General features: G+C 66.2%; 13 protein-coding genes. All 13 read right to left on the bottom strand.

Annotation, left to right across the window (positions count from 1 at the left end; all coding sequences use genetic code 11):
- A partial coding sequence (locus O9320_13850; GenBank protein ID MCZ8311931.1) for a hypothetical protein occupies positions 1 to 1,611 on the bottom strand: 1,611 nt, incomplete at its 3' end.
- Positions 1,608 to 2,435, bottom strand: coding sequence for a MinD/ParA family protein (locus tag O9320_13845; protein ID MCZ8311930.1), 828 nt, complete (start codon positions 2,433 to 2,435; stop codon positions 1,608 to 1,610). The genes O9320_13850 and O9320_13845, both read right to left, overlap by 4 nt.
- Positions 2,432 to 3,475, bottom strand: coding sequence for a hypothetical protein (locus O9320_13840; GenBank protein ID MCZ8311929.1), 1,044 nt, complete (start codon positions 3,473 to 3,475; stop codon positions 2,432 to 2,434). The genes O9320_13845 and O9320_13840 overlap by 4 nt, the downstream gene beginning before the upstream one ends.
- A 3-nt stretch (positions 3,476 to 3,478) precedes the next feature.
- Positions 3,479 to 5,638, bottom strand: coding sequence for a flagellar biosynthesis protein FlhA (gene flhA, locus O9320_13835; protein ID MCZ8311928.1), 2,160 nt, complete (start codon positions 5,636 to 5,638; stop codon positions 3,479 to 3,481).
- Positions 5,639 to 5,656: 18 nt separating this feature from the next.
- On the bottom strand, positions 5,657 to 7,030 hold the full coding sequence (locus tag O9320_13830) for a sigma-54 dependent transcriptional regulator (GenBank protein MCZ8311927.1): 1,374 nt from the start codon (positions 7,028 to 7,030) through the stop codon (positions 5,657 to 5,659).
- 31 nt (positions 7,031 to 7,061) lie between these two features.
- A complete protein-coding gene (gene fliN / locus O9320_13825) occupies positions 7,062 to 7,433 on the bottom strand; it encodes a flagellar motor switch protein FliN (protein MCZ8311926.1) in 372 nt (123 codons plus the stop codon).
- A gap of 20 nt (positions 7,434 to 7,453) precedes the next feature.
- Positions 7,454 to 8,122, bottom strand: a complete 669-nt coding sequence (locus O9320_13820) for a FliH/SctL family protein (GenBank protein MCZ8311925.1) — start codon at positions 8,120 to 8,122, stop codon at positions 7,454 to 7,456.
- Between the two features lie 19 nt (positions 8,123 to 8,141).
- On the bottom strand, positions 8,142 to 8,420 hold the full coding sequence (locus O9320_13815) for a hypothetical protein (protein ID MCZ8311924.1): 279 nt from the start codon (positions 8,418 to 8,420) through the stop codon (positions 8,142 to 8,144).
- A 30-nt stretch (positions 8,421 to 8,450) separates the two neighbouring features.
- Positions 8,451 to 10,091: a flagellar basal-body MS-ring/collar protein FliF gene (fliF, locus tag O9320_13810; protein MCZ8311923.1), complete on the bottom strand. Its 1,641-nt coding sequence runs from the start codon at positions 10,089 to 10,091 to the stop codon at positions 8,451 to 8,453.
- 229 nt (positions 10,092 to 10,320) lie between these two features.
- Entirely contained in the window at positions 10,321 to 10,602 is a 282-nt protein-coding gene (locus O9320_13805) for a DUF1153 domain-containing protein (GenBank protein ID MCZ8311922.1), read from the bottom strand.
- A 22-nt stretch (positions 10,603 to 10,624) separates the two neighbouring features.
- Positions 10,625 to 11,251, bottom strand: a complete 627-nt coding sequence (locus O9320_13800) for a hypothetical protein (protein MCZ8311921.1) — start codon at positions 11,249 to 11,251, stop codon at positions 10,625 to 10,627.
- The gene (locus O9320_13795; GenBank protein MCZ8311920.1) at positions 11,251 to 11,949 is read right to left on the bottom strand and encodes a flagellar hook assembly protein FlgD; all 699 of its coding nucleotides are present in this window, start codon (positions 11,947 to 11,949) and stop codon (positions 11,251 to 11,253) included. Before O9320_13795 ends, O9320_13800 begins: the two co-directional genes overlap by 1 nt.
- A 37-nt stretch (positions 11,950 to 11,986) precedes the next feature.
- Positions 11,987 to 13,573, bottom strand: a complete 1,587-nt coding sequence (locus O9320_13790; GenBank protein MCZ8311919.1) for a flagellar hook-length control protein FliK — start codon at positions 13,571 to 13,573, stop codon at positions 11,987 to 11,989.
- Positions 13,574 to 13,588: the final 15 nt, after the last annotated feature.

Raw genomic sequence — 13,588 nt, 5'->3', positions numbered from 1 at the left:
GACCGGGAAGCGTTCGCCGGCCTGGAAATAGATGCGGCCCGCGAGGCCGGCCAAGCTGCAGCCTTCGAGGAACACGACTTCGATTTCGTCGCGCAGATCGGGCGGGATCTGCCGGTGCGTGCGAAGCATCAGCTCGAGCTTGGGTTTGCGCATGAGCCCGTCGATCTGCACATCGCCGAGCTCGGAGAATGCGACTTCCACGACGAAGCGTTTCGAATCGCGGTCCTTTTTGTCTTTGGCCTGCTCGCGGCGCGAGAAGATGCGCAGCTGCCGCAGTTCGCCGCCGTCCTGGAACGGCACATAGGCCACGCGCCAATCGGTCGGGACGGCGGCTTGGCGCTGCATTTCTTTGAGGTCGCCGTCGAGGCGCTGCAGAATGTCGCTGCGCCCGGAACGCTCGAGAGCCGTTGCGACCGTTTCGCCCAGCAGGCTGCGCGCATCGGTGCGGTCCGCGGCCAGATACGACATGATCTGCACCGCGAGTTTTGGGCCGGGGCGCGGGATCGCTTCGTCAAGCACGCGGCGGGCAAGGGCCGGGCTTGCCTCGGCAAGGCTCTTGAACGCGTCCTTGAGGGCCGGCCACTCGCGCGCGAGCGGTACGTTCGATTTGAGTGGCCCGGCATCGTCGGCGGCCGGTTTTGCCGGGGGCTGGAAGGCGGCCAGTTCGACGGCGAGCTTGGCGCCTTCGGTTGGGCGCGCCAGGCCCGGCGGCCAGATTGCGGCGAGCCGTCCGATCGGCGTATCGAGCAGGACTTGGCCGCCCGGCAGCTGCGCCAGCACGCGCGCCTCCATGCCGGCCGGCACCTTCGCCGTCGCCGGTGCAGGTGGCGCTGCAAGCGCGGCAAGCAAGGTCGCCGAGGTGCTTGCGGGTACCGCGGGCGCGCCGAAAGGCGGGGCTTGAGCCGCAGGCCCTGCCTGCGATGGAACCTTTGCCTCGCTCGGCAGGCGCAATTGGACGGTCGTGCCAGTGACCAATCGCGGCAAGCCGCCGGCGTCCGGTTTCGGCGGTGCTGTCCCGACGACGGTGGCGGCGAGTTCCAGTATCGGCCGCGTTTGCACGCCTTGCGCGATCTGTGCCGCCGGCGCTTGGGCGGCTGGCGCTTGCGGCGGCGGAGGTGCTGACGGTGCCGCCGGTGTGGGCAGCTGCAATTGCACGATCTGCGCTTGCATGGCTTTGGGCACGCCTGAGAGAAGCAGCGTGACGGCTGCCCCCTGCGGCAGCGTGACGGCAGGCGGCAATTTCAGCGCGACCTGGCCCGCATCGGTCTTGACCAAAGTTTGGCCCGTGGCGTCTTTGCCGAGGATCTGGCCCAGAAGCTGACCCTCATTGGCAAGCGCTGTCGCGAGCGTGGTGCTTTGTGCGGCCGCCGCGAGGAACTGGTTGCGCAGTCGGCCGAGAAGTTCGGCCGTCGCGGCCGCAGCTGCGGCAATCGCAGGCGACGCGGGCGGCTGTGGGGATGGCGGTGCAGCCGTTTGGCCTTGTGCGGCTGCCGCAGGCGTTGCAGCGGAATTTGCGGCAGTCGGCGGTGGCGACGGTTGTGCCGCAGGCGCAGCTGGGCTCGGCGACGGGGCGCCGCTGGGCGGGAGGTTCGTTGGGACCGACCCGCTCACAAACGCTCGAGCAGACGGGCCGCGATCGCGTCCACGTCCAGTGCCGCATGCGCCGTCGGATGGCGCACGGGCAGCGGCGTTTGCGCATAGATCGTGTCGCGCACGCGCCCGTCGCGGCGCACGACCCCCAGCAGCGGCGGCTCGAAGCGCAGGAATTCGCGGCACGCTTTGGTCAGCGTCTCGTGGATGCGCTGGCCTTGCGTGGGATTGGCCGCACTGTTGACGACGATACGCAGATCGGTGCGCTGGCGCTGCTGCGTGAGCACCTTGATGAACGCGTACGCGTCGGTCAGCGCCGTCGGTTCGTCGTTCGTCACGACCACGCAGGTGCGCGACAAGGCCGCAAGCCCGCGCGTGTGCGCTTCGATGCCCGCCCCGAGATCGATCACGGTTGCTTCGTAGTCGGCCGAGAGTTCGTAGAGATCGCGCACGAGCTGCGCAAAACGCGGCTGCGGCAGCGAGGCAAGATTGCCCGAGCCCGAGCGCCCGGCCAGAATTTCGAAACCGCCGGTCGGATAATAGGTCGTGCATTCGGCAAGCGCATGCGCACCCGCGAAATAGTGGCCAAGGTCGCGCTTGGGGAACAGGCCGAGCTGGATGTCGACGTTTGCAAGGCCGAGATCGCCGTCGAACAGCAGCGTCTTGAGGCCGCGCTTGGCGAGGCATGTGGCGAGCGTGACCGAGAACCAGGTTTTGCCCACGCCGCCCTTGCCGGACGCGACCGCGATGATGCCCAGCGACCGGCTCGGCCTTGCATCCTGGCCGGTCTCGACGACCGCCCGCGTATGGGCTTCGGCGTAGGGCAGGGTGTGGATCTGGCTCACGATACGGCCTCCGGGTTGCGGGTCGCGCGCGCTTGGGCTGCGGCGGCCACGAGAATGCGGGCAAAACGCTGAGCATCGACGGCCTCGAGGCCGTCGGCAGGGCTCGGCGAAACGGAAACTTCGGCAAAGGCGTAAGTGCCGTCGGCGGCGGCGGCAAGCAACCCGCCCATGCGGCGCGCAATGTCGAGGCGCGTGGCGATGAGGCGCGTGCAGCCGATGCGCGCAAAGGCTTCGGCCGTCTCGACGGTCTCCGACACGTCGAGGCCGGCAGGCAGCGTCAGCACGGGTTCGCCGCCGGTCGCAACCACGAGGCGCGCAAGGCCGGCAAGTTCGGCCGAGTTGTAGGGATTGACGGCTGCCGTGTCGATCAGCAGTGGGGTGGTGTCGCGCGCGGCATAGGCAAAACGCTGCAGATCTTCAGGCCCGTCGGCAATGTCGAACGGCACGTCGAGGATCTGCGCGAACGCGGCGAGCGCAGGAACGCCGCCCGCCGAGTTGCGGTCGGTCGAAACGATGCGCACGCGCGTGCCTTCGAGGATGGCCTGGGCCGCGAGCTTGGCGGTCGCAAGCGTTTTGCCGGCGCCGGGCGGGCCCACGAGCAGCAGTGGTGCGCTCGAGCGTGCGGCCGCAAGCGGGGCAAAGCGATAGAGGCCAGCCAAGCGCTGGGCGAGGGCCGCACCGATTGCCGCATCGCTGCCGCCGCGACCGAGTTTGAGGCCGTCTTCGAAGCGAGCGGCCAGCATTGCGGGCACGTTGTGGAAGGCGAGCACGCGCGCGAGCGCGCTTTGTTCGGGCGGCGGGGCGCCGCGTCCGAAGCGCGGGGTCTCGTCGCGTGCGGGCGCGATGTCGGGCTCGTCTTCGACAGCATGCAGCGCAAAGCCAGCCTCGGGCGCGTCTGGCTCCTCCTCGACCGCGACCATGACGCGCACGCCGGATGCGTCGCTCTCGGTCGAGACAACGAGCGCGTCGTCGCCGAGCTGGCTTTGCACCAGTCGGATCGCGTCCTCGGCCGTCGCGGCATGGAAGGCTTTGAGGCGCATGGCTTAGATGGTTCCCACCGTCTTGATGCGCGCTTTGGGGTGGATTTCGTTCTGCGACATCACGGTCGTGGCCGGGCGGAAACGCTCGACGATCGAGCGCACGAAGGGCCGTGCGAGCGGGCTCGTCAGCAGCACTGGATTTTCGCCCATCATCGAATGGTGCTCGAAAACCGAGCGGACCGTCTGGATGAATTCCTGGAGCCGCGAGGGCTGCATCGAAAGCTGGCGCTCTTCGCCTTGGCCCACGATCGATTCGGCGAAGCTCTGCTCCCATTCGGGGCCGAGCGTCACGAGCGGCACCACGCCACCGTCGGCCGCACTCTGTTCGCACAGCTGGCGGGCAAGGCGCGTGCGCACATGCTCGGTAATCGCCGTGATGTTGCGCGTGTGGCTCGTGGCTTCCGATACGCCCTCAAGGATCGCGGGCAGATCGCGGATCGACACACGCTCGGCAAGCAGGTTCTGCAGCACGCGCTGCAGCCCGCCGACGGTGATCTGACTCGGCACGATCTCTTCGACGAGTTTCTTGTGCTCCTTGCCGAGTTCGTCGAGCAGCTTCTGCGTCTCGGTGTACGAAAGCAGCTCGGCCATGTTGTCTTTGATGATTTCGGTCAGATGCGTGGTGATGACGGTCTGCGGATCGACCACGGTCATGCCCTTAAACAAGGCTTCCTCGCGCAAGCCCTCGTCCACCCACATGGCGGGTAGGCCGAAGGTCGGCTCCTTCGTGGCCTCGCCTTGCATCGCGATCGCTTCGCCGCGCGGATCCATGACCAGCAATTGGCCCGGGCGCAGATCGCCGCGCCCGGCGATGATTTCCTTGATGCGCATCGCGTATTCGGTGGCGGGCAGCTGCATGTTGTCCTGGATGCGCACCGAGGGCATCACGAAGCCCATGTCGGAGGCGAGCTGGCGGCGCAGCGCCTTGATCTGGTCGGTGAGGCGCTGGCCGCGGTCGGCGTTGATCAGCGGCAGCAGGCCGTAGCCGAGTTCGAGGCGGATGAGATCGATATGCAGCGACGACTGGATCGTCTCTTCGGGCGGCGGCGGCGGCGCGTCGGCGATCGCCTTGCGCGCAATTTCCTCCTGCTCGAGGGTTTCGCGCTGTTTGAACATCTCGTACGCCGCATAGCCGCTGATCGCGGACAGCACGGCGAAGGGGAAGAAGGGCAGGCCTGGAACGAGAGCAAGGCCGCCGGTCAGCACGGCGCACAGCACGAGCGCTTTGGGATAGCCGCCGAGCTGGCCGAACATCGCTTTGTCGGCCGAGCCGCGAATGCCGGCCTTGGTCACGAGCAAGCCCGAGGCCACCGAGGTGATGAGCGCGGGCACCTGGCTCACGAGGCCGTCGCCGACGGTCAGCAGCGTGTAGTACTGGGCTGCCTGCGCGATCGTGAGGCCGTGGCTTGTGGTGCCGATGATGATGCCGGCGATCACGTTGATGAAGGTGATCAGCAGGCCCGCGATCGCGTCGCCGCGCACGAATTTCGCGGCACCGTCCATTGAGCCGAAGAAGGTGCTTTCGTCCTCGAGTTCCTGGCGCCGCTTGCGTGCGGCCGCTTCGTCGATGAGGCCTGCCGAAAGGTCGGCGTCGATCGCCATCTGCTTGCCGGGCATGGCGTCGAGGTTGAAACGCGCCGACACTTCGGCGATGCGGCCCGAACCTTTGGTGATGACGACGAAGTTCACGATGATCAGAATCGCGAAAATGATCACGCCGATCACGAAATTGCCGCCCATCAGCAAGCCGCCGAAGGCGCGGATGACTTCGCCCGCGGCACCAATACCCTCGTGCCCGTGCGACAGGATGAGGCGCGTGGTCGCAAGATTGAGCGCCAAGCGCAGCAAAGTCGCGATCAGCAGAATGGTTGGGAACGAACTGAAATCGAGCGGGCGCTGGATGAACAGCGAGACGAGCAGGATCAGCACCGAGAAGGTGATCGACAAAGCGAGCAGAATGTCGACGAGCCAGGTCGGCAGCGGGACGAGCAGCACGACGAGAATCGCGAACACGCCCAGGGCGAGCATGACGTCGCCCTGGCGGCCGAGCTGGCGCAGGCTCGCGATCGGATCGAAACCGAGATTGAAGCCGCCGCCGCCGGGCGCACCCGGTGCGGGCGCTGCCGGGGCTTCAAGCATCGGTTGGGCGTTGGGTTCAGCCATGAGTGCTGGTTCGATTCATCAATAGGCTGCGCGCGGTTCGTTGCCGGCGGGGGGCGGTGGTGCAAAGCCCTGGTCGTTGTAGATCTTGAGCTTGTTGCGAAGCGTGCGGATCGAAATGCCGAGGATGTTGGCCGCATGCGTGCGGTTGCCCAGGCAATGGTTCAGCGTGTCGAGGATGAGCTCGCGCTCGACGTCGTCGACCGTGCGGCCCACGAGGCCTGCGCGCGGACCGCCGGCCTCGCCGCCGTTCGTCCCTTGCGGGGCACCGGCACTCGGGCGGTCTTCGGCGCGCGTCGCACCCTGCAGCACGATCGCTTCCGGCCCGATCGTCGGACCTTTGGCGAGGAGCACGGCGCGGTGCATCGTGTTTTCGAGTTCGCGCACGTTGCCGCGCCACGTATGGGCGCGCAGCATTGCCATCGCCTCGGGTGCGACCGCGCGCGCGTCGGTGCCGTTGGCTTCGGCGTATTTGCGCATGAAATGTTCGGCCAGAACGTCGATGTCGAGCGGGCGCGCACGCAACGGCGGCAGGCGCACGGTCACGACGTTGAGGCGGAAATAGAGATCTTCGCGGAAGCGGCCCGCGCGCACTTCGCCTTCGAGGTCGCGATTGGTCGACGCAAGGATGCGGATGTCGATCTTGATGGGCGTTGTTCCGCCCACGCGGTCGATCACGCGTTCCTGGATGGCGCGCAACAGCTTCGCCTGCAGGCGCATGTCCATTTCGCCGAGTTCGTCCAAAAACAGCGTGCCGCCATTGGCTTCTTCGAATTTGCCGATGCGGCGCGCAACGGCACCTGTGAAGGCACCTTTTTCGTGGCCAAACAATTCGCTTTCGAGCAGATTGTCGGGGATCGCCGCACAGTTCACGCAGATCACCGGTGCTTGCGCACGCTTGCTTTTGACGTGGATGTAGCGCGCCATCAGCTCTTTGCCAGTCCCGGACTCGCCCGTGATCAGGATCGAGGCGTCCGACGCGGCGATGCGGTCGGCCAAGCGCAGCGTGTCGCCCATCGCCGGGTCTTTGAAGACGATGGCCGCACTTTCCTCCGTGACGGCGGCGAGAACGGCCGCAATCAGCTCGGGCTCGGGCGGGAGCGGGATGTATTCTTTGGCCCCCGCCTTGATCGCCCGCACGGCGGCGGCCGAATCCGCACCGATGCCGCACGCAACGACCGGAATGTGGATGCGCTCGTTGCGCAGCGCATCGACGAGGCCGCCGATGTCGAGGCTCACGTCGATCATCACGAGGTCCGCACCTTTGCCGCCGCGCAAGGCTTCGAGCCCGCGCGCCACGTCGTCGGCTTGGCTTACCTTGGCGCCGCGCGCGATCGCGATTTTGGCGGCCGTCGAAACCTGGCCGCTCAGCGTGCCGATAATCAGAAGACGCATGCCCTACGCACTCCTACTCGCCGTTTTGCCGTCAGCTCCGGTCGACCTTGACGATTTCCGTCATGGTCACACCCAAACGCTCGTCCACCACCACGACTTCGCCGCGTGCGACGAGGCGGTTGTTGACGTAGATGTCGATCGCTTCGCCAACCTTGCGGTCGAGTTCGACGACGGCACCGCGGCCGAGCTTGAGCAGCTGGTTGACCTGCATCGTGGCTTTGCCGAGCACGGCCGAGACGGTGACCGGAATATCGTAGACGGCCTCGAGCTCCTTGGCCGTACGGGCTTGGCGCCCGTCGCCGCCACCGCCACCGCCGCCGCCACCACCGCCCTGCAGCGACGGTTCGCCTGCCATGGCTTTGGCCATGTCGAGATCGTCGAAATTCACTTTTTCGTCGGCCATTTTATGTTCCTTTCAGGGATTCAGTTGGTGCCCGAAGCGCCGGGCTGCATAGCAAGATATCGTTCGATCGCGTCTTCGATTTCTTTCCAGATGTCGGCCACGTTGCGCTCGACGCCGCCATTTGCCCATTCGATGCGCGCGTCCGTCTCGGGTAGGGCAGGGTCGGGCAGCACCACGATGCGGCCGGCAAAGCCCAGCGTTTGCGCCGTCGCTTCGATGCGCGCCTGCACGATCTGCTGCGTTGCCGGGTTGACCTTGACCACGAAACGCGGCTGTTCGATCAGGCGTTCGATGCTTTCGCGCGCAAGCGCTTCGATTTCGTCCACGCCATGGGCGGCCGCAAGTGCCGGCAGCAATTTGCGCGCGATCGCCCCCATTGCCGTGACGGCACCGGCGTCGGCTTCCGCGCGCGCGCGTTCGGCCGTCGCGAGCGCGCGCGGCAGCGTCTCCTGCAATGCTGCGATGGCTTGGGCGGCGAGATGTTCGGCCGATGCCAGCGTTTCGTCGCGGCCGGTGTCGTAGCCCGCTTGGCGGCCTTCTTCGAAAGCGGCCTGCTTGGCCATCTCGAGTTCGACTTCCGAATAATGCTTGGGCTTGCGGCGCAGCATCACAGGCATGGGCATGCCGTCGGGGCCCACGCCGGGCTCGACGAACTCTTCGGCGAACAGAAATTTGCTGATGGCGGGCATGGCGGCGGGGCTCTTTGTGTCAGGCGGCCAAAGACAGGGAAACGTGGGTCGCGAATTCGTCGATCAGTTTTTCGACCTCGCTTGCGTCGAGGCGGCCGAGATCGGCGAAGCCGATCGCAAGATTGGTGATGTCGCGGTCGCTGAGTTCGGCGCAAAGCTTGGCGGCAGCTTGCTCGCCCAAAGCGAGAAGAAGAATAGCAGCTTTGCGGCGTCCGTCCGAGAGCGGCGCGTCGGCGGGCGGCAAAGCCGCTTGCGACGGCTGTCGGACGGGGGGCGGGGGCGAAGTGCCTGTGGCCATGGAGAGGTCTGCCTTTCTTTGCGAAAACGCTTATGTTTCCTGGTACATCCAGGTGCGCAGGATCGCGACGGCTTCTTCAGGGTGCTTCTCGACGATTTCGCCGATCTTCTTGATCGAGGATGCGCGCACACGGCCTTCGACCTGGGCGATGTCGATCATCTGTTCGATCTCGCTGGGGCCTTCTTCGCCGGGCGACGGACCGCCGGGCAGCGCCAAACCGCCGGGCCCGCCCGACATCAGCTGAGCTTGCTGGGCTGCCTGTTCGGCGGCTGCACGATCCTGCTCGCGCTTTTCCTGCGAGGAGCGCAGCACGTGGTTGATGATCGGGCGCGCGACCAGGAGGATCACGAGCAGGGCGACGATCGCCATCACGAGCACTTCGGCCAAGCGCAGCAGGTCGGCGCGCGTGAAGTCGAACAGGCCCGGCTCCTTGGTGTCGATCTCGATCTCCTCGGGCGCGTAGAAGCGCATATTGACGACTTCGAGCGTGTCGCCGCGGCGCTGGTCGAAGCCGATCGCCGAGCGCACGAGTGTCGTGAGGCGCTGCATTTCTTCGTCGGTGCGCGGCTGGTACTGCTTGTCGGCACCCGCAACCGTGCCGTCGACGAGGACGGCCACCGAGAGGCGGCGAATGACGCCGGATTCGCGCGTATGCTGGCGGATCGTCTTCGAGATTTCGAAATTGGTGGTTTCTTCCGAGCGGTTGCCGCGATTGGTGGTGCGCGGCCCGCCGCTGTCCTGGCCTGCGTCGGGCAGGTTGTTCTGCACCGTGACCTGTGCCGCCGCTTCGGCGGACTCGTTCGTCTCCGTCACGGTCTGGGTCGAGCGCACGACCTGGCCGTCGGGATCGAAGGATTCCTGGTTCGTGACGATACGGTCGAAATCGAGATCGACGGACACTTCGGCGCGCACCTTGCCGGGGCCGATCGTGCGCTCGATGATGCCTTCGACCGTGCGCGCGAGGCGCTGTTCGTAGGCGCGGCGCAGTTCTTCGGCCGAGGAGTTCAGCGCCGACGGATCGTCGCTTTCGGCCTGGCCTTTGGCGAGCAGATTGCCGCGGTCGTCCACGACCGAAACGCGCACCGGACGCATGCCGGGCACGGCCGCTGCGACCAGCGATTGGATCGCCTGGACCTGCTGGCGCGGCAGGCGATTGTTGGGATCGCGCATGCGCACGATGACCGACGCCGTCGGCTCTTGGCGCTCGCGGTTGAAGAGATCGCGGCGCGGGATCACAAGATGCACGCGCGCCGCCGCCAGGGGCTGCAAGGCGCTGATCGTGCGCGCCAATTCGCCTTCGAGCGCGCGCGCTTGATTCAGTTGCTGCATGAAATTCGTCTGGCCGAGCACGTCGCCCTTGTCGAAAATCTCGTAGCCGATCGAGCCGCCGCGCGGGATCCCAGCTTCCGCAAAGCTCAAGCGCAGCCGCAGCACGCGGTCTTCGGGCACGTTGATCGTCGCGCCGCCATTGGCGAGCGAATAGGGGATTTGCTGCTGCTCGAGGCGCGTCGTGATTTGGGCCGCGTCTTGGGGCGACAATTCGCTGTAGAGCAGCGCCATTGGCGGCTGCGACAGGCGGGTGGTGAAAAAGAAGAAAAAGCCGAGCAGGCCGACAGCCACGGCACCCAGCAGACCGAGGCGCAATGGCCCCAATTGGCGTAAAGTATCCATGAAACTATTCACCCAGACCTTCTCCGGGGCTAGGGCCCCAGTCCTCGAAAACAGCTCCGTTTTGATTCAAATCACGCCTCAATTTGCGTAATTTTATCCAAAACTTGAGATGTATCGTAGAGAAGATCGATGAATGAAGTGTTAACACCCGGCACTTTTTTCCCGGTACCCGGAAAAAAGTGCCGACCAGACGGGGTGTTTACGGCAATTATTCGAGTTGAATCTGAAGTTAGGCGGTTTCGCGATCCGCTTCAACCGCACGGTACTCTTGAAGTCGCGTCGCGCGCAAACCGCGCGGCCCGTGCCGGTCGATAAGCCTCTGCCAGGAAATGAATTCTTCGAGCGAGAGCGTGTAGGTGCGGCAGGCTTCGTCGAGCGTGATGTGGCCCTGGCGCACGGCCGAGACGACTGCCTGTTTGCGCCGTACGACCCAGCGCGTGGTTCCGGGCGGCGGCAGGTCCGGGAGGCTGCCGGGGAGGGTGGGATCGCGCGGGGCGTTGTTCTTGTGCATGGGATGCTGTTTCCTTGGGGCTTCAAAACGGCGTGGCGCGCGCCAGACAGTCGCGGCGGCACAAGACGAGCTGCGGTGCCGCTGCGCGTTGCGCCAGCGGATAGCGCAGACAGCGCCCGCAGCTTGCCGACCAAGCGCTGGCGGTTGGCGCTGCGATCGGCTCGAGCAATTGGGGTGTGCGGTTGCGGGACAGGCGCTTGTCGTCGGCAAGCGCCCATTGTCCGTCGGTGTTTTTCGTCCAAGCGAACTCGAACCGCGCTTTGAGGCCGTCGCCGTCGAAAGCGGCAAGGCCGGTCGCGATTTTGCCGGGCGTTGCGACGTCTGCCGACGGCACCAAGGCTTGCCGCCAGGCGGGCTCGAGATGTGCGTCGGCAACCGGCACGATCGCGGCCAAGGGTGTGCGCTGCAAGGCGCGCGGTCGCCAAGCCAGCAGATGCAGCTCGGCGTGCGGCGCCACGAATACCTGGATGAGACCCGGCGACGCCGAGAGCGCAGGTGCCGAAGCCGCGTTGGCGGCTTTCTGCGCGCTGCACGAAAGCAGATCGGCGAAGCCGAGTGCCGTCGCCGATGCCGTGCCGCGCACCAGCAGCACGGCGCGCGTGTCGCAAGCGCCGGGCGCGTGCGCGCTGTCCGCAGCGTAATCAACCATCAGTTCGACGCTGTGCCGTAGACGGTTGCCAGCTGCGAGAGCGGCAGTTTGGTGCCGTTGACGGTGAGCATGACGGTGTTGCCGGTATAGTCGACCGCCGTGACCGTGCCGGAGATCTTCTTGTCGACGGTAAGGGCCGCACCTGCCGCGTTCTGCGCCGAAACTTCGACGCGATAGTCGCCGTCGGGCAGCTGCGCGCCGGTGTCCGAACGCCCGTTCCATTTGACGATATGGCTGCCCGCGCCGGTGTCGCCTTCGAGGCGTGCCGCAAGCTTGCCGCTCGTGTCGTAGATGTTGATGAGCACGCGGCCGGCGGCTTCCGGCAGGCTGTAGGTGACCTTGCCTTCGCCGTTGACCAGCCCCACGCGCTCGCCCGACATGTCGACCGACTTGCCGATATAGCCGACCGCATTGGCCGATTGGGTGCTGCTCTGCATCGCGATCAGCTTCTCGAGATTTTCGTTCTGCTTGATCGCCTGTTCGACCGACGAATACTGCACGAGCTGCGAGGTGAACTGCGTGGAATCCATTGGCGACAGCGGGTTCTGGTTCTGCAGCTGCGAGGTGAGCAGTTTCAAGAACGTGTCGTAATTGTCGCCGAACGTCGCCCGGCTCGCGGCGGCCGTACCCTTGGCAGCGGTGCTGCTGGTGCTGGTCGCACTCGAGGCGGTCTGGGCAGATGCGAGGGAGGTGGACATCGGATGTCTCCGTCAAAAGGCGCGAAGGAAATCGGGATCAGGCGTTGAGATCGATGCGGCCGGGGCCGGCGTTGCGGCGGGCGTAGGATCCGGCCGCGAGCGGGGCTGGCGCCTCGTTCGCGGCCGGGTCGTCGGCGCGGTTGCGTGCGAATTCTTCGCCAAGTTGACGGAAAGCCTGTGCGTTCTCGCGATTGTCGCCGCGCAAGGAGAAATTGAGACCGCCTGCGTCGGTGCTGAGGCCCGCTTCGCTCAAAGCCTGTTCGAGCTGGCGGCTGTCGCCTTTGAGAAGATCGAGCGTCATCTGCTTGTCGGCGGCGAAGGCGGCACGCAAGGTGCCGTCGTTGCCGACTTCGATCTTCACGTCGATACGGCCAAGCTCGGCCGGATTGAGGCGGATGGTGATCTGGTCGAGCCCGTCGGCCACGGCCTTGCGCACATGCACGGCGACCTGCTCGTGCGCCGGCGGCGCCGAGGGGCGGGCGGGGGCGCGTGTATCTTCGGCCGCGCGCACGTCGCGCGACGGGTCGAGATGCTGGGCGAATTGCGCCGACCCTTCGGCGGTTTTGGCGGCAGGCTTCGCATCGCCGTCGTCGGTGGCAACGCTCTGGGCTTTGGGCGCGTTGGCATCGATCGCGCTCGCGGCTTCGGCGTCGGCGGCGGCCTGCACGGCAAGGGCTGTGGTCGGTGCGACCGGTGCAGTTGCCATCGCCGACGGGGCGATCGTCACGGACCACGCGGTTTCTTTGGCTTTTGAATCGGCTTTGGCGGCGTCTTTTTCGGTTGCGGCGACGGCCGGCGTGGCCGAGAGATTGCGCAGCATGAAATCGGCGTAGTCTTCGCCGGCATTCGCGTCGGCTGCGGTCTGTTGCTCGCTCAAGGTCGAAGTCGGCTTCGCGATTTCCTGGGCAGCTGCCGCTGCGGCCGCCGTTTCGAGTTTTTGGGCGTCGCCCGCAACCGGTGCGGCGAGGATCGGGGCTGCTGCCGATGTTGCGGCGGCAGCTGTGCCGGACTTGGCGGCTTCTTGGGTTTCGAGTTGCGGGGCGACAGCAACCGCAACGGCGATCGGCTGCAGCGTGTCGGTCGATTGCGCAACCGTTTGTTCTGCGACGGGCAGCGCTGCGTCGGTCGCTGTCGGATCGGCGGCAACGAGGGCTGCAGCGGCGGCCGCTGCAGCATCGGCTGCCGCGCGGGCGGCCGCCTGGGCGTCGGCGTCCGTACCTGAATTGTCGGCGGCCGTGTTGTTGGCGTCTTGTTTGGGTGCTTGTTCTTTGGCGCTGTCGGCGTCCGCAACTGGGCGTTTTGCCTCGGGTGCGGCCGGGCGTTCGGCCTTGTCGACGGCATGCGGTTTTTCGTCGCGCGCGGTACGCTCTTTGGGGGCCGGGCGGTCTTTGGCTTCCGCGCGCGCCGGTTTTTCGGCTGCGTCGTCGGACTCGGTTTTGCGCGTCTTGACGTTGGGGCCGTTAGCTGGCTTCGCGTTCGCCGTGTTGCGTTCGACGCGCGGGCGTTCGTTGCGCGCGTCAAGCAGGCTCGAGAACCCATTGCTGCCCTGGTCGTTCGCACGGCGGGCATTCGCAGCAGCCGTCGGCTCCGAGCGGATCAGCTGATCGAGCGTGTTGACTTCCATGGGCGGCATTCCTCA

This window comes from Magnetospirillum sp., assembly GCA_027532905.1.
GTDB lineage: Bacteria > Pseudomonadota > Alphaproteobacteria > CACIAM-22H2 > CACIAM-22H2 > Tagaea.
This window is presented reverse-complemented; position numbering and strand designations above follow the sequence as displayed.

Coding starts and splice junctions, on each gene's coding strand:
- O9320_13800 (MCZ8311921.1), bottom strand. CDS start 11,251: ATGGTTGATTACGCTGCGGACAGCGCGCACGCGCCCGGCGCTTGCGAC.
- O9320_13790 (MCZ8311919.1), bottom strand. CDS start 13,573: ATGGAAGTCAACACGCTCGATCAGCTGATCCGCTCGGAGCCGACGGCT.
- O9320_13820 (MCZ8311925.1), bottom strand. CDS start 8,122: ATGCCCGCCATCAGCAAATTTCTGTTCGCCGAAGAGTTCGTCGAGCCC.
- O9320_13830 (MCZ8311927.1), bottom strand. CDS start 7,030: ATGCGTCTTCTGATTATCGGCACGCTGAGCGGCCAGGTTTCGACGGCC.
- flhA (MCZ8311928.1), bottom strand. CDS start 5,638: ATGGCTGAACCCAACGCCCAACCGATGCTTGAAGCCCCGGCAGCGCCC.
- fliF (MCZ8311923.1), bottom strand. CDS start 10,091: ATGGATACTTTACGCCAATTGGGGCCATTGCGCCTCGGTCTGCTGGGT.
- fliN (MCZ8311926.1), bottom strand. CDS start 7,433: ATGGCCGACGAAAAAGTGAATTTCGACGATCTCGACATGGCCAAAGCC.
- O9320_13795 (MCZ8311920.1), bottom strand. CDS start 11,949: ATGTCCACCTCCCTCGCATCTGCCCAGACCGCCTCGAGTGCGACCAGC.
- O9320_13805 (MCZ8311922.1), bottom strand. CDS start 10,602: ATGCACAAGAACAACGCCCCGCGCGATCCCACCCTCCCCGGCAGCCTC.
- O9320_13815 (MCZ8311924.1), bottom strand. CDS start 8,420: ATGGCCACAGGCACTTCGCCCCCGCCCCCCGTCCGACAGCCGTCGCAA.
- O9320_13840 (MCZ8311929.1), bottom strand. CDS start 3,475: ATGCGCCTCAAAGCCTTCCATGCCGCGACGGCCGAGGACGCGATCCGA.